General features: G+C 44.0%; 20 protein-coding genes and 2 pseudogenes. 7 read left to right on the forward strand and 15 right to left on the reverse strand.

The window, feature by feature from the left end; translation table 11 throughout:
• Window positions 1-161: 161 nt before the first annotated feature.
• Window positions 162-1,772 carry an SWIM zinc finger family protein gene (locus bslm_RS17825; protein WP_033885050.1) on the forward strand — a complete coding sequence of 537 codons (1,611 nt, stop codon included), beginning with the start codon at window positions 162-164 and terminating at the stop codon, window positions 1,770-1,772.
• Complete coding sequence (locus bslm_RS17830; RefSeq protein WP_046381381.1) at window positions 1,759-4,527, forward strand: DEAD/DEAH box helicase; 2,769 nt, start codon at window positions 1,759-1,761, stop codon at window positions 4,525-4,527. Before bslm_RS17825 ends, bslm_RS17830 begins: the two co-directional genes overlap by 14 nt.
• A 125-nt stretch (window positions 4,528-4,652) precedes the next feature.
• Here bslm_RS17830 and ywpJ read toward each other — a convergent pair whose 3' ends face one another.
• The 4 genes from ywpJ to ywpG form a co-directional block, all read right to left on the reverse strand.
• Entirely contained in the window at window positions 4,653-5,510 is an 858-nt protein-coding gene (gene ywpJ, locus bslm_RS17835; RefSeq protein ID WP_046381382.1) for a phosphatase YwpJ, read from the reverse strand.
• Between the two features lie 5 nt (window positions 5,511-5,515).
• Window positions 5,516-6,292, reverse strand: a complete 777-nt coding sequence (glcR, locus tag bslm_RS17840) for a transcriptional regulator GlcR (RefSeq protein WP_003244075.1) — start codon at window positions 6,290-6,292, stop codon at window positions 5,516-5,518.
• A 224-nt stretch (window positions 6,293-6,516) separates the two neighbouring features.
• On the reverse strand, window positions 6,517-6,858 hold the full coding sequence (gene ssbB, locus bslm_RS17845; protein ID WP_014478203.1) for a single-stranded DNA-binding protein SsbB: 342 nt from the start codon (window positions 6,856-6,858) through the stop codon (window positions 6,517-6,519).
• A 76-nt stretch (window positions 6,859-6,934) separates the two neighbouring features.
• Window positions 6,935-7,318 carry a DynA interaction protein YwpG gene (ywpG, locus tag bslm_RS17850; protein ID WP_014478204.1) on the reverse strand — a complete coding sequence of 128 codons (384 nt, stop codon included), beginning with the start codon at window positions 7,316-7,318 and terminating at the stop codon, window positions 6,935-6,937.
• Window positions 7,319-7,492: 174 nt separating this feature from the next.
• Here ywpG and bslm_RS17855 point away from each other — a divergent pair, with 174 nt between their 5' ends.
• A complete protein-coding gene (locus bslm_RS17855; RefSeq protein ID WP_003227794.1) occupies window positions 7,493-7,903 on the forward strand; it encodes a YwpF-like family protein in 411 nt (136 codons plus the stop codon).
• A 139-nt stretch (window positions 7,904-8,042) separates the two neighbouring features.
• On the opposite strand, the pseudogene bslm_RS17860 reads toward bslm_RS17855, so the two are convergent.
• A pseudogene (locus bslm_RS17860) lies at window positions 8,043-8,417 on the reverse strand (class A sortase); the annotation flags it as partial.
• Between the two features lie 83 nt (window positions 8,418-8,500).
• Window positions 8,501-8,653, reverse strand: a pseudogene (locus bslm_RS21885) (prealbumin-like fold domain-containing protein); the annotation flags it as partial.
• Between the two features lie 33 nt (window positions 8,654-8,686).
• Here bslm_RS21885 and bslm_RS17865 point away from each other — a divergent pair.
• Window positions 8,687-9,523: a sensor histidine kinase gene (locus bslm_RS17865; protein ID WP_046381515.1), complete on the forward strand. Its 837-nt coding sequence runs from the start codon at window positions 8,687-8,689 to the stop codon at window positions 9,521-9,523.
• Window positions 9,524-9,569: 46 nt separating this feature from the next.
• On the opposite strand, the gene mscL is transcribed toward bslm_RS17865, so the two are convergent.
• Together mscL and fabZ are read right to left on the reverse strand one after the other, a co-directional pair.
• Window positions 9,570-9,965 (reverse strand): large conductance mechanosensitive channel protein MscL, encoded by a 396-nt coding sequence (gene mscL, locus bslm_RS17870; protein WP_021445844.1) that lies wholly within the window; start codon window positions 9,963-9,965, stop codon window positions 9,570-9,572.
• Between the two features lie 72 nt (window positions 9,966-10,037).
• Complete coding sequence (fabZ, locus tag bslm_RS17875) at window positions 10,038-10,463, reverse strand: 3-hydroxyacyl-ACP dehydratase FabZ (protein ID WP_003221796.1); 426 nt, start codon at window positions 10,461-10,463, stop codon at window positions 10,038-10,040.
• Window positions 10,464-10,654: 191 nt separating this feature from the next.
• Between fabZ and rapD the strand changes: the two genes are divergently transcribed.
• Window positions 10,655-11,719: an aspartate phosphatase RapD gene (rapD, locus tag bslm_RS17880; protein WP_015251038.1), complete on the forward strand. Its 1,065-nt coding sequence runs from the start codon at window positions 10,655-10,657 to the stop codon at window positions 11,717-11,719.
• A gap of 22 nt (window positions 11,720-11,741) precedes the next feature.
• Here rapD and flhP read toward each other — a convergent pair whose 3' ends face one another.
• The 5 genes from flhP to bslm_RS21120 all read right to left on the reverse strand — a co-directional run bounded on the left by flhP (window position 11,742) and on the right by bslm_RS21120 (window position 15,132).
• Window positions 11,742-12,551, reverse strand: coding sequence for a flagellar hook-basal body complex protein FlhP (flhP, locus tag bslm_RS17885; RefSeq protein ID WP_046381383.1), 810 nt, complete (start codon window positions 12,549-12,551; stop codon window positions 11,742-11,744).
• Window positions 12,552-12,583: 32 nt separating this feature from the next.
• Window positions 12,584-13,396: a flagellar hook-basal body complex protein FlhO gene (gene flhO, locus bslm_RS17890; RefSeq protein ID WP_046381384.1), complete on the reverse strand. Its 813-nt coding sequence runs from the start codon at window positions 13,394-13,396 to the stop codon at window positions 12,584-12,586.
• Window positions 13,397-13,558: 162 nt separating this feature from the next.
• Window positions 13,559-14,560 carry a cell shape-determining protein Mbl gene (gene mbl / locus bslm_RS17895; protein ID WP_003227776.1) on the reverse strand — a complete coding sequence of 334 codons (1,002 nt, stop codon included), beginning with the start codon at window positions 14,558-14,560 and terminating at the stop codon, window positions 13,559-13,561.
• A 165-nt stretch (window positions 14,561-14,725) separates the two neighbouring features.
• Complete coding sequence (gene spoIIID, locus bslm_RS17900; RefSeq protein WP_003221804.1) at window positions 14,726-15,007, reverse strand: sporulation transcriptional regulator SpoIIID; 282 nt, start codon at window positions 15,005-15,007, stop codon at window positions 14,726-14,728.
• A 14-nt stretch (window positions 15,008-15,021) separates the two neighbouring features.
• The gene (locus bslm_RS21120; protein ID WP_010886628.1) at window positions 15,022-15,132 is read right to left on the reverse strand and encodes a protein usd; all 111 of its coding nucleotides are present in this window, start codon (window positions 15,130-15,132) and stop codon (window positions 15,022-15,024) included.
• Window positions 15,133-15,356: 224 nt separating this feature from the next.
• Between bslm_RS21120 and bslm_RS17905 the strand changes: the two genes are divergently transcribed.
• Complete coding sequence (locus bslm_RS17905; RefSeq protein ID WP_003227771.1) at window positions 15,357-15,770, forward strand: MarR family winged helix-turn-helix transcriptional regulator; 414 nt, start codon at window positions 15,357-15,359, stop codon at window positions 15,768-15,770.
• A gap of 21 nt (window positions 15,771-15,791) precedes the next feature.
• The gene (locus bslm_RS17910) at window positions 15,792-16,982 is read left to right on the forward strand and encodes an MFS transporter (RefSeq protein ID WP_014481151.1); all 1,191 of its coding nucleotides are present in this window, start codon (window positions 15,792-15,794) and stop codon (window positions 16,980-16,982) included.
• An 81-nt stretch (window positions 16,983-17,063) separates the two neighbouring features.
• Here bslm_RS17910 and bslm_RS17915 read toward each other — a convergent pair whose 3' ends face one another.
• Complete coding sequence (locus bslm_RS17915) at window positions 17,064-18,470, reverse strand: right-handed parallel beta-helix repeat-containing protein (RefSeq protein WP_046381385.1); 1,407 nt, start codon at window positions 18,468-18,470, stop codon at window positions 17,064-17,066.
• Between the two features lie 105 nt (window positions 18,471-18,575).
• On the reverse strand, window positions 18,576-20,048 hold the full coding sequence (gene pucI / locus bslm_RS17920; RefSeq protein ID WP_003243156.1) for an allantoin permease: 1,473 nt from the start codon (window positions 20,046-20,048) through the stop codon (window positions 18,576-18,578).
• Between the last annotated feature and the right edge of the window lie 105 nt (window positions 20,049-20,153).

A 20,153-nucleotide genomic window follows, 5' to 3' on the forward strand; every position in this document is an offset into this window, starting at 1 on the left:
ATTATATGATGCTGGTTATCAATTTGCAATCTCTAATACATCATTCGACACATCCCATTTTTTATGTCCTTTTTTAGGAAAAACTTTTTAAGGCCGATGTGTTGCGATATAATAGAGAAATTGGATCTTTTTATTACGTGACTCGGTTAGGAGCGATAATCATGCTTCAGAATATGATTTCCAAAGACGATGTGCTGGCATCTGCTGAACAGTTAAAAGAACTTCTTCCTTACAATGAGGAAAATGTTCAGCTGATCAAAAAAGCCCTTATTTTATATCGGCAGGATTCAGTCTATCGTTTACAAGCAGTGAGTCCGACGGAAGTTACGGCTTACGTGCAGGATGTTGTGCCTGTGCGGGTCACATTGAACTTGTTTGTCATAGTCAAAAGCGGCTGTTCATGTCCGTCCGGAAGAATCTGCCGCCATATGCTGGCTGTGTTTTTATATGTATATGCAATGTTCGAGCGAGTGGGTACTTTTACAGAGTATTGGCTGGAGAGGGAAAAGCTTGAGGAAAGCAAAGAGCTCGTCCGCCGCCAGTTTCAGGAAAAGGTGCTGCCTAATGAAGAATCGCTTTCAAGCTGGCTTGCTTTTTTTGATTCAGAGTTTTCTCTCTGGCAGGCACGTACGCCAGAAGGCAGCCAAAACATGCAGGGCCTCTATTACGGCTACCTGTCCGCATTAAAAAAACATGCGCCGAACAAGCCGGAGCTGAAAAGCCTGTACCAAATTCATTCCGCAATTGCGGTTTGGCTTCGCATGTTCACATTGATTGAAGCAGGCAAGCTGAACCCCGAACAAGATTTTTATTCCCTCAATCCGTACGTTGAACAGCTGATGGATACAATCTACAGCTCTATTGATAAATTAAAAACATACGCGCTGTCTTTTGCGCTTGATCCGTTTTTGGATAAAACACCGGATGTTATCCGACATTTGCTGTTGAAAGAAGAAATTTTCCAATATGAACGCATCCGCGTCTTCGGTGAAATTTGGAGTGCGCTGCTGTCGCGGCCAAAATGGGTGGCACGCGAACAGGAGATATTGAAAAAAGAAGCAGGACGGCGTTTTTCTCCCGAATTGCAATTCGGGCGCCTGCATTTGGAATTCCTGCAAAAGAATGATGACGTTATTTTTGCGGAAGCGGATCAATTCCCGCCGGAAGCGCTCCCTTATACGTTCCAATGGCTGAGTGAAATGACTGCCAAGAAGGACTGGAAACGGCTTAAAACATGGTACCAGCAAATTGAGCCAATTGCGATGGGTTATACGAAGCTGGATAAGCCGTTTAAAGAGATTCGCGATGTGATCGGCGAGCTGTTCCTTCTGTTGAATGCCTATGTGCAGCAAACCAATGATCAAGCGCTGTTTGAGCGCTTTGCCGCGGGCTGTCTGCCGTATACGTTCACAGAATACAGCCATCATTTATATGAAAAAAAACGCTATGCCGAGTGGATTGAAATTCATAGCCTTGTCGGCTTTTCCATCAATGAAATGGATAAAATGATGCTCAAGGAAATTGCAGCGAGCGACCCTGAGGCGCTTATACCGGCTTACCATAGAGAAGTGGCTTTTTTCATTGATCAGAAGAACCGCAGCTCGTACAAGGAAGCCGCCCGGTATTTGAAAAAATTGCGCACCCTGTACAAAAAAGCGAAAAAGCAAAAGGTGTGGGAGCGGTATATTCAGCTGCTGAGCTCGCATTACAAGCGCCTGCGTGCGCTTCAAGAAGAACTGCAGAAAGGAAAGTTGATTGATGGCGAGTCTTAAAGAAATTCTCATCCACGTCGAACAAATGGAAGATGGGTCATTTACGCTCTCAGCCTTTGATGAAAATGAGCAGCCTCTTCCCTACAGCCATATGAAAAAACATTTGTTCCAATGGCATGAATCCTCATTTTACGGGACCTTTCTAGAGGATGTCAGCTTCATCGGGACGACTGCTGTCCTGCTATCGCCATGGATGACTGTAGAGCTTCTCGGCAAAAACTCGTTCAACTCATTCAGCTCCGTGCAGCTTACAGAAGAAACGGAGCCGCTGATCGAGGCGGCATCGACCATCTATGAATTTATCGCAGACGGCGATTTTATGCCTGACTATGAAGCATGGACAAACGGTGTTTTTCGCTGGAAGGACCGCGACAATATACTGGAAGGCTTTACTGCGGAATGGTTTTCCGCTGCCGTACAGGATTACATCCAGTACGACGATGACCTGCGGGAGAAATGGGAACATATCAAGGAGAAATCGCCTGCGGTTACGACATTCCGCGGCCATTTTCTTGATGAAGAGGATTTTCTGGAAGGCATTGGCTGGATTGACGATCAATCTCCATTTACTGTCGGCTTGCGCTTAAATGAACCGGACTTTGACGGAGACGAATGGAAGATCGAGATGTTTTTACGCGATAAAAAGAGCGGTGCTGTAGAATTCTTTGACGGACTGAAGAGCCTCAAAAAATCGTGGCAGGCGTACAGCGATAAAATCGCGCGTGAGCAGGACCGCTTTCACAGAACGGTTCCGTGGCTGTCGTTTGATTCCGGGACAACGCTGATCTCGGAGGAAGAAGCCTGGATCTTCCTGTCAGAAGCAAGTGAGACGCTTGTCGATATGGGGGTAGAAATCCTCCTGCCGTCCTGGTGGCAGATTGTCAGAGACAGCAACATGATGCTGAAAGCAAAGGTGTCGTCCTCCCCGCGCGGCGAGTCATTTGTCGGCATGAATGCACTGCTTGATTTCAACTGGCGGTTTGCGACAAATGGAATTGAACTGACTGAGGCTGAATTTAATGAGCTTGTCGCCAGCAACAGGCGCCTTGTTAATATCCGCGGGCAATGGGTTAAAATCGATCCGCAGTTTATCAAACAGATGAAACGCCTGATGGAAAAAGCAGAATCAGAGGGACTCCACATGTCTGATATTCTGGCGCGCGAGCTAATGGATCAGCAGGAGGGCGGACTTGAGGATTCGGATCTGATTGATACATCCGCTTTCGCCGGCATTCAGTTTGATCTGTCTAAACAGCTCAGGTCACTGATTCGAAAGCTCACTGCCGCGGAAAACCTGCCGGAGCACGAAGTCAGTCCTTCTTTCAAAGGAACGCTCCGCCCTTATCAGAAATACGGCATGAACTGGCTGCTGTTTCTGCGGGAAAGCGGTTTTGGCGCCTGTCTGGCTGACGATATGGGGCTTGGGAAAACGATTCAAATGATTGCCTATTTCCTTCACGTGAAGGAAATAGGCCGGCAAAAAACGCCTCATTTGATTATTGCGCCGACATCCGTACTTGGCAACTGGCAGCGGGAGCTTCAAACCTTTGCCCCTGATCTGTCTGTCGCGCTCCATTATGGGCCGCGCCGGCCAAAGGGTGATGATTTCGCCGCGCATTATGAAAACGCAGACGTGGTGCTCACTTCATATGGACTGTCACATGCCGATACTGAAGAGCTTTCTTCTGTGACATGGAACACGATCTGCCTTGATGAAGCGCAAAATATTAAAAACGCGCATACGAAGCAATCACGCGCAATCAGGAAGCTGAAGGGGCTCCACCATATCGCGCTGAGCGGCACGCCGATGGAAAACCGACTGACGGAGCTGTGGTCTATTTTTGACTTCATGAATAAAGGCTACCTCGGCAGTTTGACCGGCTTCCATAAACGCTATGTGCTGCCGATCGAAAAAGACCGGGACGAAAAGAGAATCGGACAGCTTCAGCAATTAATCCGGCCATTCCTTCTCCGCCGGACGAAACGGGATGAAGAGGTCGCGCTTAATCTTCCTGAGAAGCTGGAAGAAAAAGAATTTATCCCGCTGTCAGCCGAGCAGGCATCCCTTTATGAGCAGCTCGTCAAAGACACTTTTGACCATATGACATCCCTGACCGGCATGCAGCGAAAAGCGCTGATCCTCAGCATGCTTGGACGGCTCAAGCAAATATGCGATCATCCCGCGCTTTATTTAAAGGAAGAGCAAACCGAGCTGCTGGCCGGCAGATCAGTCAAGCTCGAAAAATTGCTGGAACTGATGACAGCGATCCGCGCCCAAAACGAAAGCTGCCTGATTTTCACGCAATACATTCAGATGGGGAACATGATGAAGCGGCTGCTTGAAAAAACGTTCGGGGAACCTGTGCAATTTTTAAATGGGAGTCTCTCCAAGCAAGAGCGGGATACACTCGTTGAGAAATTTCAAAGGAAAGAATATCCGACACTGATTCTCTCACTCAAAGCTGGAGGCACCGGACTTAATTTGACCGCCGCCAATCACGTCATCCATTATGACAGATGGTGGAACCCGGCGGTTGAAAATCAAGCGACTGACCGTGCATACCGCATAGGCCAGGAGCGCTTTGTCCACGTTCATAAAATGATTACGACGGGAACAATCGAAGAAAAAATTGATGTCATGCTTGAATCCAAGCAAACCCTGAACGATCAAATTATCCAAAGTGAAAACTGGATTACCGAGCTTTCCACACAGGAGCTCGAAGAACTGTTTACATTAAGCGCTACAGCGCAATAATCATGACTAAAAAAGCTGGCTCTGAAAGAGCCAGCTTTTTTCCGTTCATAGCCGTCACGCCGAATTTCCAAAAAACCCGTTACGCCGGTTATCAACAGGATGCGCTTTTGTGGCAGCACATATACTTACAACAAATGTTTCATCATATGTGCGACACCATGTTCGTCATTGGTTAAGGTGACAGCATCGGCTATCGATTTGATGTCTTCCCGGGCATTGCCCATCGCTACACCTTTTCCCGCAGCCTCCAGCATCGATTTGTCATTTAAACTGTCACCTACAGCAGCGGTTTCCTCGAGCGGAATATTCAGCTGTTTTGCAAGCCTCTTCAGCGCCTGCCCCTTGGAAGCTTTGCGGGAAGAAAGCTCAAAGTTGTGCTCAGCCGAACTGACAAGCGTCAAATCTTCGGCATGCTCATATCTTTTCCAGCCTGCCTCAAGCTTTTCTTTGAAGAAAGAAAAGCCGAGAATATTGTAAAAATCGATTGGCTGATTGACTTCAAACAGCTCTTGAAAAGAGTTAATGTAAGCAAAGCCCGATTGGCTGTATTGCACCTCGGCCGCCTGCTTAAGGACAGAAAGATCCGCTTCCGGATTTGCGCTTCTGAATCTGTCCAGCTCAACATCAAGAAGTTCTCTGCCGTTTTGCGGCGTATAAATCGCTGAACCTGTGAATACCTCATAATAATAGTTTTCCGACTCAAGCCATGAGAGAATGTCATACGCCCGTTTCTTATCAATCGTTTCGTGATGATAAAGCCTGCCGTCGGGATCGTGAATGACGGCGCCGTTTGCACTGATGACCCATGTTTTGATCCCCAGCGGTTCAAAGATTGACATGACGTCAAAATGAGCGCGCCCAGTTGACACCACCACTTCAATGCCGTCCAGCTGCGCCTGCCGCAGTGCGTTTTCATTTTCCAAGCTTACCTGATGCTTGCTGTTGAGTAAGGTTCCATCTAAATCAATCGCAATTAATTTCACGTTTGTCAGTCCTTTCCTTCATCCTGCTCTGTCACGAGAAGCTCAACGCCGTTTCGGTCAAGCAAGTCACAAAATGCCTGATTCGGAAGCCTGTCTGTAATCAAAAGGTCGATTTCATTCAGCTCCGCATACTGATAAAAACTGGTGCTGCCCAGCTTCGAATGATCTGCAAGCGCGATGACCTGCTTTGCCTGCTGTATCATTTTCCGCTTCACCATGCCATCCTCTTCATGCGCAATTGTAATGCCATGTTCGGAAATGCCGACCACACCAATCAGCGCTTTATCAACATGGTAGCTTGAGAGCTTTTCAATCACAGAGGACCCGTACAGAAAGCGGTGCTCCTTTTCCAGCTTGCCTCCCAGCAGATAAATTTCAATTCCCTCTTTATCGGACAGCACATCCGCAAGATTAATCGAATTGGTGATTACCGTACAATCAACCGCATTCAAGTGCTTTGCACATGCCTGAACAGTTGTAGAGGCGTCTAAAATCACCCGGTCACCATCATGAATAAGCGATGCTGCAAGCCTGCCGATCTTATTTTTTTCCTCAGACACTGTTTTCAGGCGGCCGGAATAGCTTTGAATTTTCTGATGCACAGTCGGCAAAATGGCGCCGCCTCTTGTGCGGATGATGGCATTCTGTTCCTCAAGTTTCACAAGATCTCGTCGCGCTGTATCCCTTGACACTTGCAGGAGCGTACAGATCTGCTCCGTTGTAATTCGGTTATGCTGTTTTAAAAAATCCAAAATCGCTACTAATCTTTCTTCTTGGTACACGCCCTCATTCCTTTTCTCAGCAATCATTTATAAGTAATTATAAGTTTTTGTTTAATTTTATTCAACATTAATAAGTGATTTTAAGTAAAAATGCGTCGAGAGAACCAATTTTTCCTAAGTGGACAAAAAGAAAGAACCAGTCTGGTCGACTGGTCAATTTTGAGGGGATGATGCGAAGATTCGGATAATGGTGAATGGATAGATAACGGGAGGAACAGGGGGTGTCAATCAGCAGCTTTTTCCCGGGGTTTAGGGTCCATAAAACGAACAGTGTCAGCCAACACTTCTGTTACATACACGTTAACGCCTTCCGCGTTTTCATAGCTTCTTGTCTGAATCCGTCCGCTTACGCCGACGAGAGAACCTTTTTGGCAATACAACGCCGTGTTTTCAGCTGTTTTTCTCCAAAGTGTGCAATTGACGTAATCAGCTTCGATTTCACCTGAAGCATTCTTGAAGCTGCGGTTCACCGCGAGCGTAACATGTGCAACTGCCGCACCGGCTGAAGTGTAGCGAAGATCAGGATCTTTTGTAAGACGTCCGACAAGCATGACCTGATTGAACATGCGATTCCTCCTCTCCTTGCGGTTGTATGTATTGTAAATGATGCAACAAGAAAAGAAAAACGCTTAAAAATGGCTTTCAGCCTCTGTTTTTATCTTTCGTTTTCATTTTTCCTTCAGCTAAAAACATCTTTTGCTTTTTTCCTTTGAAGAAATATGTACTTTTTAAAAAACGGAAAAAGATTTGCTTTGTCAGCCAGTTTTGCGTATTCATGCGCACATAGGAAGAGCCATCCCACGCAAACCACTGAAAGCTCAATTTTTTTTCCGGCATTGACAGCTTGATTTTATACTGCTCCATGCCATCTTGTGTTTCGTATAAAAAACTTATTCTTCCTTTTTTGTTCAGATGAACCTCAAACACTTCTTTACGGCTTAACATATATGTTACTTCCTTTTGAATCAAATGGCTTTCAGAAGGAGCGCCGTCAATATAAATTTCTTTTAAACGAAATTGATTCATACCACATCTCTCCGTAATCCATAGTCAGTTACAGTATAATGAAAAAATAGAAATTATTAAATGTTTCGCTCATACAAAATTCTTTAGCCCCAGCATTGCAGGATTTTTTCCTCGAAAACGTTTATGTTATAATGGAGGGCAAGAAAACTTTGGAAGTAATCGGGGTGAGAAGAAATGAAAACCTTTAAACTGGTTGACCTAAATGTGGAACGAGTGGACAAGGAAGAACAATCAATTGAACAGTTTCCCCTTATTGACGGACTGATTATAAATAAAGAAGACGGTGAAAATCACTGGCTGATTGAGGCGCTTGTACAGAAAGAACATCTGTCTTTTTTTGAACAGCTTCAAAACAGCCAATCTGAAGCCAAAGTATTTGTAACGATCACGAAAAAAAGCAATCGCCCCGCCCAGCTGACAGCAGCAGTGAAAAATATCGTCAAGCTGGAAGAAAGCATCCAGGTTTTACTCTATGGACAAATGGTCACAAGAAAACAGCAGGGCACTGAAACCATTCTCGAGTCCCTTGTAAAAGAGGGCTATACAGGAACAAAACTCATTGAGGCATTTAAACAAAAGTTATAAATATGAGGGGGCATGTTCCCCAAAACAGACACAGAACCGAAGAGCATCACAATAGACATTTTGAATAGATATGTTCTGCATGAAAAAAGCTGCCGTTTTGAACGGCAGCTTTTCTTTTCGTGCTTTCTCTCTTGCATATTTAATTTGTATGGCCAAAAGAATCAACCAATTTCCCTTTCACAACAAGGCGCCCTTCAGTTTTGACCGCCTTGTCACATGTGATTAACGTAATCTCTTTTTTGTTTGTCTCTTCAACTACATCTGCATCCATTTCCGATATGATGTCTTTAGATGTTACAGAATAGATATAATCCTTTTTAAAATCCGTGATGACAATTTGGGCACCTGTTTTTATGTTTTCCAGAGGTCCGAACAGAAGATTCTTTTGCTTCAAATGATGGCCCGCCAACGGATAATTTCCCTCACCCATTTTTTGATCCGGGCGCATTGTTGCCGCCCCTATCAAAAGATTTTCATTGGTTGTGCCTTTTACGATCGGAAGCGACACTTTTAATTGTTATCAGCCGCCTTGATTGTGAAGTAAAAATAAGTATATTTCACGAGCTTTCGACGTTCTCCACTTGACTGGAATGCTTTAATGGCGATCCCGGCATCTGTAGCTTCAGGCTTTCCTTCAGAGGAATCAGAAATCTCAAACTCTATTTTCTCAGTGTTCAGCACATAACCGGCTGGCGCTTTCGTTTCAACAAAAGCGTATTGTCCCGGTGCAAGGCCTGAAGCTGTGACTTTATGATGCCGGATATGACTGGTTTCGAAGTCTGTATGAAAATTCGCGAACGATTCAGCATGGTGGATCTTCCGGTTCTGATCATTACAGCTGCCATTATCGGCCATGACAAATACAAGGCTTTTCATGCCGGAGCGAATGACATTTTGCAAAAACCTTATCATTACTCTGAATTTATGGTGCGTATTCAAAACCTGATCATGATGAAACATACAGCAAATCAAGCAACTAGAATGGAAATGGCGTTTCTCCAGTCGCAAATCAAGCCTCATTTTCTTTATAATGTATTAAACACGATTATTTCTCTCACTCATTTGGATATTGAAAAGGCCCGGGAGGTAACAGAGGAATTTACCAACTATTTAAGAATGAGTTTTGACTTTCAAAATACATCAGCCATCAGTTCCTTCAGACATGAGCTTTCGATTATCAATTCCTATCTTTCTATAGAAAAGACGCGATTCGGTAATCGGCTTGAGGTTCTTTTCGATATAGATGAAGACATTGACTTTATCCTTCCGCCTTTAATGATTCAGCCCTTGGTGGAAAATGCCGTTCTTCATGGTGTCAGCAAGAAAAGAGGCGGAGGATGGATCAAACTGACAGCTAAAAAACAAAGCAAAAATGAGTATCACATCAAAGTAGAGGATAACGGTCCCGGGATAACTCCGGAAAAACAAATAGATCTCTTATCAACGGATTTTGATCGCAGCGTCGGATTGAAAAATATCAATCAGCGGCTGAAACATTTTTGCGGAAGCGAGTTGATGATCAGCAGCACTCCGGATGCAGGCACCTCTGTCTCAATGCTCATTCATCTCGCTGAAACAACAGGAAGCCCTAAAGAACTAAAGGACACAGAACGAACCTAAACGAAAATTGAGATAAAAAAAGACGCCGTTTCTAACGGCATCTTTTTTATTCCGGCGACTTTGCTTGCTGCTTCAGCAGGTCTCTGATTTCTTTCAGCAGCTCCTCCTGCGCATCCACCGCTTCCTCCGCAGCCTCTTCTTCTGCTGCTTCTTTTTTGCGCCTTAACCCATTCAAAGTCCGAATGACGATAAAAATGGAGAACGATATAATTAAGAAGTTCACAATCGTCTGTATAAAGCTGCCATACTTCACTACAGCATCGCCAAACGTAAACGACAGGCCTGAAAAGTCAAGCCCTCCCAGCAGCAAACCGACCAAAGGCATAATGATATCATTTACTAGAGATGTGACGATCTTTCCGAAAGCGCCGCCTATCACAACACCAATCGCAAGGTCTACGATATTCCCCCGCATGGCAAAGGCTTTAAATTCATTCCACATACAATCACCTGCTTTTCTATATTTGTAAAGAAAAAAAGACAAATGTGCCGCTGGCCATCTGCCTTTTTTCAATTATTCTCCGAGGGCAAAAGTCAGTTCTACTTCGCAAACGACTTCGCCATCAACTGTGGCAACGCCTTTTCCGCGCCCGATTGTGCCGCGGGCACGAATGATTTCAACCTCAAGGTGAAGCTGGTCACCAGGCTTGACTTGTTTTTTAAAGCGGCAGTTATCAATGCCTGCAAAAAAAGCCAGTCTGCCGCGGTTTTCTTCTTTAATCAACATCGCAACAGCTCCGACTTGAGCGAGTGCTTCTACGATTAATACGCCGGGCATAACCGGGTACTGAGGAAAATGTCCGTTAAAGAACTCTTCATTAGCGGTTACATTTTTATAGCCTTTTGCCCGTTTGCCCTCTTCAACTTCCGTAATCCGATCCACAAGCAAAAACGGATAACGGTGAGGAATAATTTCTTTAATTTGCTGAGTATCAAGCATTGTCTTGACATCTCCTTCATCTGCATTAGTATGTATAGCAATCATCAAAGATCCAATCTGTACATTTGAAAAGTATATTATGAATTAATCTCTTTTTCAACCGCGCTAAAATGTAACCAACTGTCAATGAGAGCCGTCAAAAGTTATGATATGATAATTATAGATTTTACCAATAGCAAAGAGGTAGGAAAATGATTTCGAAGTTTATTGAAAAAAGAATGCTAAACATGTTAGACGAGTGGTATTCCGCAATGAGCAAACGCAAAATGAATCACGTTTGCACACTGAAAGAGAAAATTGACCAGCACCTTCCGAAGATCAAAAAGAACACAAAACTTTGGATGCGTTATCAATTGTTTCAGGCCCGCCATCAGCTGCTTTTTGAAAACCAGAACGGACTCGATTCATTGTTCGATGACCTATATGGCCTGGAAGACAAAATGGATGATGAATTGAAATATTATCTGTATTTTTTCTCTGGGTTATATGAGATGGTAAAAACAGCTCCGAAACATGCAGTACATCATTTTAAAAAAGCTGAACAGTACCTGGCCGCCATTCACAATACGTTTGAAGCCGCTGATTTATATTATCAAACCGCCGGCGCCTATTACTTGATGAAATCACCGCCGCTTTCCGTCCAATACGTCAAAAAAGCATTACACATCTATTTGCACCAATTCGGCTATATCAAAAAGGTAATCACCTGTAAACTTTTGCTCGCCGTGAATTATATTGATCAAGAACGCTATGAAAAAGCTGAACAGCTTTTCAAAGAAATCATTAAGAAAACCCAGCAACTACATGACGAAAACCTGCTATGCCATGCTTATTATAACCTTGGCTTTTTAAAAGCGACCGAGAAAAAAGACCAGGAAGCGCTTCTTTACTTTAGGAAAGTATTAAAGAATCAAGAATTTGAAATGAATTCACCAGTCTCATATCTTCATTGTGTGTACGAGTCTGTCAGAGCGCTTTTTAAAACAGGAAACATCACAGAAGCTAAAGCCGTCCTTCAAAAAGGAAAAGAATTATCTGAAAAGGTAGACATTCAAACCATTTATTTAAAATTAAAAACGCTTGAAGCCCTCTACACCTCAGTGGAAGATCCCTATGAGCAGCTGCTCGAATATGTGCTTGAATTAGAAAAAATCGAGGCGTGGGTGGATTTAGAAGTGCTGTTAGAAGATATTACGGAATACTACAAAAAAAAGGACGATTTCGAAAAAGCCGCTTTTTTTATCATGCGCGGCTGATTGAAAAACGCCCATTTTCTTATTATCTGACTGAATTGATTAAACCGAGCATTTGATCTCCCATTGTGATCGTTCTGCTGTTCAGCTGATATGAACGCTGGGACGTAATCAAATCTGTCATTTGTTCTGAAATATCGACATTGGACATCTCAAGTGAGCCCTGCTGCATGCCGATGTTTTGTCTATTAGCGCCGTTCAGCTCTTCAAAAGCTGCCGCATTATCAATAGAGAAAAGGTTATTCCCTTCGGATTTCAGCTCTTGAGGGTTATTCACTTGGACAACGCCAAGATTAAACCGCTGAACCGCGTTTCCGTCAGATGCGGTTAAGGTGCCGTTCTTATTGATGGTGATATTCTTCATTGAGCTGTCGATGTTCACTGTATTGCCGTTCTCATCAAGTACGGGATACCCATTTCCAGTGACGAGCTGCAGCTGGTTGGCATTATTGGCTGAAGGCGTTAAATATAATGCTCCGTCTCTCGTATACTGGCGGTTTCCATTTACATTTACCTGAAGATACTGGTATGGAGACGTAAATGCGATATCCAGATCGCGATCGGTCTTCTGAATGCTTCCTTGATCAGAGACCAGGCGTGAATTCATCATCGCTCCGACGCCAAGGCGCAAGCCGGGCGGCGTTTTTCGGGCTTTTGCCACTTCCTCGTTTTTTTCATCAACCTGATCGAATTGCTGTCTGACAAGCTCAGAAAAATTCGTATCTTTTGCCTTATAGCCGGTTGTGTTGCTGTTTGAAAGGTTGCTGCTGATTGTGTCAATCTGCTGCTGCAGCTGGTTTAAGGTTGTTGATGCCGTTAGCATTGACCTGAGCATAGTTGATGTCCCCCGTTTTTTCTTCCGTTATCTTAAATTTTTCCAATTTCATTTGCTGCTTTATCCATACTTTTATCGTAAGCCTGAATAACCTTCTGATTCGCCTCAAACGATCTGTACGCTTCAGTCATTTCTGTATAGGCGCTTGTCACATCCACGTTTGAAAGCTCTGAGACGCCTTGTTTTAATGAATAGGATACCTGATTATTTCCGGCTGCGCTTGGCAGATCATTACCGTCCGCCGTGCTGTACAAATCATTTCCGTCCCGTTTGAGATTGCGGACATCTTCCGCCATTCTGACATCAATCTGGCCGGCTGTGCGTCCGTTCGTTGTCACAGTACCGTTTTCAGACACAGTGAAATTCTCATTATCAACAGTGATTGGCTGGCGATCCGTCGATAAAATAGGGCGTCCGTTGATCGTCAGCTGATTGTTCTCATTTAGTGAAAATGTGCTGCTTTTTGAATAACGAATTCCATCCGCTGTTTGAACCGGATAAAAAAGAGCAGCTTTTTCATTGGTTTCCGCATTGATCGGAACTTGATTTTCGATCAATGCAATGTCTGTAGGCTGGTCTGTGGACTTCAGGCTTCCCTGTGTAAAGAGAGGCTTGAGCTCCTGCATATATACTCCGGTATTCACGGAACCGATTTCCGTCCTTGATGTCCCGGCCGGAGATTTTGATTCTATTCTGCTAAGCAGCATCTCAGGGAACGCGCGCATAGAGCCTTGATCAGCTTTATATCCTGATGTATTTGCGTTAGCAATATTATTTGAAAGCATTTCCGTTCTTCGCTGCTGGGCAATCATTGCGGATGTTGCTGTATATAATCCTTTTAACAAATTTCCCACCTCTAAAAATGGCATTTTTTCCAGTTGTCATATAGGAACGTTCGTTCTATAATAAAAACTCAGTATTTTATCCTATTATCGTCATTTAACATCTTTTCGTGAAGGCTTTTTCATAAAAAAACCTCATTCTTTTTCAGAATGAGGTTTGTGAAATCAGCTTAGTTTGCGTTTAGGAAGCTTGTCCATATTATCAAGCATGACACCTGTGCCGATGGCTACGCAATCCATAGGATTTTCAGCAACGAGGACCGGTACCTTCAGCTCTTCAGCAAGCAGCTGGTCAAGGCCGTTTAAGAGCGCGCCTCCGCCGGTAATAATAACGCCGCGGTCAATAATATCAGCAGAAAGTTCAGGCGGTGTTCTTTCGAGCACTTGTTTCGCAGCCTGAACAATAACAGCGACAGATTCACGAAGGGCTTCTTCAACTTCTTTACTGTTTACTGTAATTGTTCTTGGAAGACCGGAAACCATGTCCCGTCCGCGAATGGAAATTTCCTCGTGACGTGCGTCTGGGAAAACAGTTGCGACTTTAATCTTAATATCCTCCGCAGTACGTTCGCCGATCAGCAGCTTGTACTCGCGTTTGATATAATTTAAGATTTCCATGTCAAACTTGTCCCCAGCCATTTTAATAGAAGAGGAGGTGACAATATCGCCCATTGAAATAACCGCGATATCCGTCGTCCCGCCTCCGATGTCTACAACCATGTTACCGCTTGGCTGGAATATTTCCATACCCGCGCCGATAGCGGCAACTTTAGGTTCTTCTTCAAGGTACACATGTTTCCCGCCGCTTTTTTCTGCAGCTTCTTTAATTGCTTTTTGCTCAACGGATGTAATATTCGTCGGGCAGCAAATGAGCATGCGCGGCTTTGAGAACAGGCCTTTTACATTCAGCTTGTTAATAAAATGTTTCAGCATTGCTTCTGTTACTTCAAAGTCAGCAATAACTCCGTCTTTCAGCGGGCGAATCGCAACAATATTCCCAGGTGTACGTCCAACCATTCGTCTTGCCTCTTCGCCAACCGCCAGCACTTTGCCGCTGTTTTTATCAAGTGCAACAACGGAAGGTTCATTCAGAACAATTCCTTTACCTTTAACATGGATCAGTACATTTGCAGTACCGAGGTCAATACCAATATCCCTTGCAAACATCTATTTATATCCTCCTTGAAAATCTGTTTCACAGTAAATATCCACATTGTGCCCTAATTATATATATTATCATAAAATATAGAAAAAAAGTTGGAAGCACAATAAGTTCTTTACAATTTTTTGCGGATGTTTTATGAACGATTTCAAGAAGGCAATGCCAGGTGATTACGATTGCTGAACAGGCTCTCCTTCGAGAATTTCATCTTTTTTATATTTGAGCTTTGTCGCTTCTCCTCCTCTTAAATGCCTGATGGATTTATGATAATCGAGTATTTCTTTCACTTCGTTTGCCAAGTCGGGGTTAATTTCAGGCAGACGCTCTGTTAAATCCTTGTGTACTGTACTTTTGGAAACACCAAATTCCTTCGCAATGACACGAACGGTTTTCTTTGTCTCCACGATGTACTTCCCTATCTTGATTGTTCGCTCTTTGATGTAATCGTGCACACCACTCGACCTCCCTAAAATGGATGTGAGAAGTGTGAAATGAGATCCGTATTCTGTAAAGAGTCGTTCATTATGCCGCTTCTTCGTTGTATGGTTTTAAAAGTAAGTTTGTGAAATATGCCCACGATCCCTCACCTCAAACACTCTCTTTGTTAGGTTTGTAACAGTGTATTAGCATTCTTTTGGGAATATGCTAAAAACTCAATAAGGACAAGGGGTGAAACGAACTTTTTCAGATTCAGCAAACTATTTCGCGTCACTAAATTTTCATCTTTACAACTATTGATCGCTCCTGTAAAATGAAATAAGCAATTAGTTACTTAGGTAAGTTTTTTAGAAGGAGACCGACATGTCCTACGTCAACAGACACCTCATTCATCAAATCAACCAAAGCGCCCGCCTGATTGCCAAGAAAGCCAATGAACAGCTAGAGCCATTCGGCCTTTATTCATCTCAATGGTCAGTTTTATATTGTTTGCGTACGATCGGACCAATGACTCAAAAAGAGATTTGGTCCTATTTAAATGTAGAAGCGCCGACTGTGACTCGGACGATCAAACGCCTGGAGGAGAACGGCTGGGTTCAGAGACGGCAAGGTGAAGACAAACGGGAAAAACTTGTTGTCCTCACAAAAGAAGCCGAGAAAAAATATGAAGAAATCAATGTGAAAATGCTGAAATTCGAGGAAGAGCTGCTTGCTGATTTCCGGGATGAAGATAAAGAAGCTTTTTCTCATTTATTCCGCATGTTTTTACAACAATGAAAATAAGGAAGTGACATACATTTGAAAAAAGCGGATGCGATATGGACCAAGGATTTTATTATGGTCCTGCTTGTCAATTTATTTGTGTTTGTGTTCTTTTATACATTTTTAACTGTATTGCCGATCTATACGCTGCAAGAGCTTGGCGGCACAGAATCACAAGGCGGGCTTTTAATCAGCCTGTTCCTTCTGTCTGCGATCATTACACGGCCTTTCTCCGGAGCCATCGTTGAGCGTTTCGGGAAGAAAAGAATGGCGATTGTATCAATGGCGCTCTTCGCCCTATCATCTTTTCTGTATATGCCGATTCATAACTTTTCCCTGCTGCTCGGATTGCGGTTCTTCCAAGGGATTTGGTTCAGCATTTTAACGACTGTTACAGGTGCAATTGCCGCTGATATTATTCCAGCCAAACGGCGCGGTGAAGGGCTTGGATACTTTGCCATGTCTATGAACCTCGCTATGGCGATCGGGCCTTTCCTTGGCCTGAATTTGATGAGAGTGGTAAGCTTTCCTGTATTCTTTACAGCCTTTGCGCTGTTTATGGTTGCGGGCTTACTTGTTTCGTTCTTGATAAAAGTGCCGCAAAGTAAGGACAGCGGCACGACTGTATTCCGTTTTGCGTTCTCGGATATGTTTGAAAAGGGCGCACTCAAAATTGCGACGGTCGGTTTGTTTATTTCTTTCTGTTATTCAACAGTCACATCATATCTGTCTGTATTCGCCAAATCAGTTGACCTTTCGGATATCAGCGGATATTTCTTTGTTTGCTTTGCGGTGACAATGATGATTGCGCGCCCGTTCACAGGGAAATTGTTCGACAAAGTCGGACCGGGCATTGTCATTTACCCATCAATCCTGATTTTCTCTGTTGGACTCTGCATGCTGTCCTTCACACATAGCGGCTTAATGCTTCTGCTTTCAGGGGCGGTTATCGGTCTTGGCTACGGATCAATCGTTCCTTGCATGCAAACATTGGCGATTCAGAAATCTCCGGCTCACCGCTCCGGTTTTGCAACGGCAACGTTCTTTACCTTCTTTGACAGCGGAATTGCTGTAGGATCGTATGTATTCGGATTGTTTGTAGCATCTGCCGGCTTCTCTGCCATTTATTTAACAGCGGGGCTGTTCGTTTTAATTGCTCTGCTTCTCTATACGTGGAGCCAGAAAAAAACTGCAGAGGCTGAAGGAAAAGTGTCTATTGCAGAATAAATTTCAGGCTGCCGGGAAATCCCGGCAGTCTTTTTTGCATATAAAAAACGGCGCTCTCTAAGAGAACGCCGCTTATAGCAATTATTCAATGACAGGCCGCGCAGGTGAATCAGGATCTAACGAAAAATCATAGGACGCTTCATCACGAAACATCGGATCGGCATATATGGATTGCTGATCGTTTTTTGTTGCTTTTCGATACGACGAAAATGAATCATATTCTTTCTTTTTCCACATCCATATGCCGTCTTGATCCGCTTCCTTGTGGTACACGTTATGATTGACCGTATTTCCTTCATTTTCTGTAAAATCGTTTCCGATAAATAATCTGGAATCACCGGCCGTCAATATATTCTTTTCAATTGTGTTGTTTTTCGTATCGTACTGCAGCAGCAGCTGTCCGCCGTACAGTCCCTTTGTGTCATTCCGGTACATAATATTGCGGGCAATCAGAGAATTGCTGGTGCCGCCCCGCTTTTTGTCATATCCTCCGATTGAAATACCGGTGTACGCATTGTTGTACACTTTGTTGTCTGTGATCTGAATGGCATTTGCATACTTTCCTTTGTGTTCAGACGTTGCTTCAATCCCAATATCGTTATCGTAAACTGTGTTGTTCTTAATGTCGATATCGTGTCCTCCATCGACATAAATCCCGCCCGCTGAGTATTCATCTCCATAAGCAGGATTGCCGTAAGTCGAGTTTTGATAAACTGTATTGTTTTCTACGACTCCGTTTCGCACGTAATCGTTTTTATCCGCGGTTCCCTCATAACCAATTAGATCAATCCCGATGTTATTATTGTTGCGGACCACATTGCCTGCAACTGTGAAGCCGTCGATATTACCGTTCAGCACAACTGCTTCACTCGCTCCAAGCGTCAGTTTCTCAACTGTATTGTCCTCGATTCGGATGTCTTTCATGCTGCCAGTCCCATAAACTGCGATTCCGTGAGCATTTCCTTCATCCGCTGTTGTCTTAATCCCCCGGATGTGATTATCCTTAATGGCGATATGACTGCTGGACCCTGATACATAAATCCCTATAGCAGTTGCTTCCTCAGATGAAACAGAAAGATCTTGAATTGTTAAACCGCTGATGGCAATGTCATGTTTATCGTGAATACGAATAAGCGGTGTTTCATATTCAGCGTTCGCAACGGATTCACCGCTAATCACGACGTTTTCATTTTCATAGTTTCGGAATGTGATAGGCTTTCCGTCCGTACCGCTGTGCTTTACATCAAGGGTCTCATGATACGTGCCCTCCCGAATCATGACAGTTGTGCCGGCAGCAGCCTTCTCAGATGCGTGTGCCAATGTACGAAACGGCTTTTCTTTTGTTCCTTCATTTTGATCACTGCCATTTGGCGAAACATACAGATAATCCCCAGATCCTTCCTCATTCGCTTTTGTCTTATCATAAACGAAAGCGAGGATGACAGACGTTAAAACACCCGCCAAAAGAATAAAATACCATTTTCTCATTTTCGATTCCCATTTCGTTTTAGAATAGATTTCTAAAACCATTATAAATGTTCTATTTATGGAAAACCATTTCAAAAATATGAAAATATACCGTCTAAATAGATCTTATTCAGCCTGGCGGACCTGCGCATGTTCAACTGTTTCAATTGCCAATGATGCAGGCGGGTGAACACGCATCAGAACAATGTAGAAAAGAAAGGAAATCAGCACACCTACAAACCAAGAAATATCGTATAAGCTCTTCAATACAGGAACATACATGCCAATCAGCGAAATCAGCGCTCCTAACATTGTGGCTGCAAACGCACGGTAATTGTAGCCCTTCCAATACACATACCGTCCTGTTTCGGAATACAGGTCATCTACCGAGAGCTCACGTTTGCGAATGATAAAATAGTCGGCCATCATCACGCCTGCCACCGGTCCAAGCATGCCGCCTATTAAGCCAAGAAACGCATACACGCTTGTCGCGCTCTCCATCAGCTTCCATGGAACCGTAAATAAAGCGAGCAACGCTGTGATAAAGCTGCCACGTTTGAAATTGATATATTTCGGCAGGGCATTCGCTATATCATAAGCGGGCGATACGATGTTCGCCGCGACATTTACAGAGATCGTGGCGATGCAGAGCGTGATCACGGACAAGACGATGACATAAGGGTTATCAAACCGCGCCAAAATATCGACAACATCCCAAATCGGCTCTCCGAACGCGACCTGCGAGCCGGAGGTCACCGTAATACTGGCGAATGCGAACAGCGCAAACGTTCCCGGCAAGCCGTAAAATTGTCCTTTGATTTGCTCTTTTTGTGTTTCAGCAAACCGTGTAAAATCAGGTATATTTAAGATCAATGTCGCCCAGATGCCGATGATGCCAGTAACTCCGGCAGCAAACGGCCAGAATGTTTCTGAAAACGTATGAAACTTTCCTGGTTGAGAGTATATCGGGCCCAATCCTCCAGCAATATCAACGGCCCACCATACCATGCCGCCAAATACCAGATACACTAAAGGCCCTGCCCACACCTCAAAACGTTTAATCGACTCCATGCCGTGATGCAATACAAGTAAATGAATTGCCCAAAAGAATACAAAGGAAAGCAAACCGGACAAGTGAATGCCGAGAATGTTCCACTCGCCGCCAATTTCTCCCCAGCCTGGCCACATATTCAAAAGCAAAATGTTCAGTGCCGTGCTACCCGCAAATGTCTGGATGCCAAGCCACATGATAGCTGTAAACGCCCTTAGAAGCGCGGGGATATTCGCGCCGTATATCCCGTAAGAAGCCCGAATGATCACGGGAAACGGCAGCCCGTATTTTGTCCCCGCATGGCCGTTTAAGGCAAGAGCGCCAAATAGGATAAGTGATGCCGTAATAATGATCGCCAGCACCTGCCAAGGCGAAAGGCCGATCGCAATTAATCCCCCCACCGTCGCGTAGGTCGGTATGTTATGTATACATCCCATCCAAATGGAGGCAAAGTTCATAGCTTTCCATGTCCGTTTTTCCTGTCCCAAAGGCACCAGATCTTCATTGCTCAGCCTGTTGGATTGCTGCTGACTCTCTTTTAATTTCATAGCCGGCTCCCCTTTCCATATTGTCTATATGTCGTCACATGTTATGTTTTTTGACATTAGATGTCACTTAATATAATTGAAAAGTCAGACAATAACACTGGCTAT

This window comes from Bacillus sp. LM 4-2 (genome assembly GCF_000978495.1).
Classification (GTDB): Bacteria; Bacillota; Bacilli; order Bacillales; family Bacillaceae; genus Bacillus; species Bacillus subtilis.

What these genes read in the sequence shown, in the direction of transcription:
- bslm_RS17915 (WP_046381385.1), bottom strand. Translation starts at nt 18,470, where the DNA reads ATGAGAAAATGGTATTTTATTCTTTTGGCGGGTGTTTTAACGTCTGTC.
- bslm_RS17905 (WP_003227771.1), top strand. Translation starts at nt 15,357, where the DNA reads ATGTCCTACGTCAACAGACACCTCATTCATCAAATCAACCAAAGCGCC.
- bslm_RS17855 (WP_003227794.1), top strand. Translation starts at nt 7,493, where the DNA reads ATGAAAACCTTTAAACTGGTTGACCTAAATGTGGAACGAGTGGACAAG.
- bslm_RS17830 (WP_046381381.1), top strand. Translation starts at nt 1,759, where the DNA reads ATGGCGAGTCTTAAAGAAATTCTCATCCACGTCGAACAAATGGAAGAT.
- mscL (WP_021445844.1), bottom strand. Translation starts at nt 9,965, where the DNA reads ATGTGGAATGAATTTAAAGCCTTTGCCATGCGGGGGAATATCGTAGAC.
- flhP (WP_046381383.1), bottom strand. Translation starts at nt 12,551, where the DNA reads ATGCTCAGGTCAATGCTAACGGCATCAACAACCTTAAACCAGCTGCAG.
- bslm_RS17825 (WP_033885050.1), top strand. Translation starts at nt 162, where the DNA reads ATGCTTCAGAATATGATTTCCAAAGACGATGTGCTGGCATCTGCTGAA.
- fabZ (WP_003221796.1), bottom strand. Translation starts at nt 10,463, where the DNA reads ATGCTTGATACTCAGCAAATTAAAGAAATTATTCCTCACCGTTATCCG.
- ywpG (WP_014478204.1), bottom strand. Translation starts at nt 7,318, where the DNA reads ATGAATCAATTTCGTTTAAAAGAAATTTATATTGACGGCGCTCCTTCT.
- mbl (WP_003227776.1), bottom strand. Translation starts at nt 14,560, where the DNA reads ATGTTTGCAAGGGATATTGGTATTGACCTCGGTACTGCAAATGTACTG.
- bslm_RS17865 (WP_046381515.1), top strand. Translation starts at nt 8,687, where the DNA reads ATGAAAATTCGCGAACGATTCAGCATGGTGGATCTTCCGGTTCTGATC.
- pucI (WP_003243156.1), bottom strand. Translation starts at nt 20,048, where the DNA reads ATGAAATTAAAAGAGAGTCAGCAGCAATCCAACAGGCTGAGCAATGAA.
- rapD (WP_015251038.1), top strand. Translation starts at nt 10,655, where the DNA reads ATGATTTCGAAGTTTATTGAAAAAAGAATGCTAAACATGTTAGACGAG.
- ssbB (WP_014478203.1), bottom strand. Translation starts at nt 6,858, where the DNA reads ATGTTCAATCAGGTCATGCTTGTCGGACGTCTTACAAAAGATCCTGAT.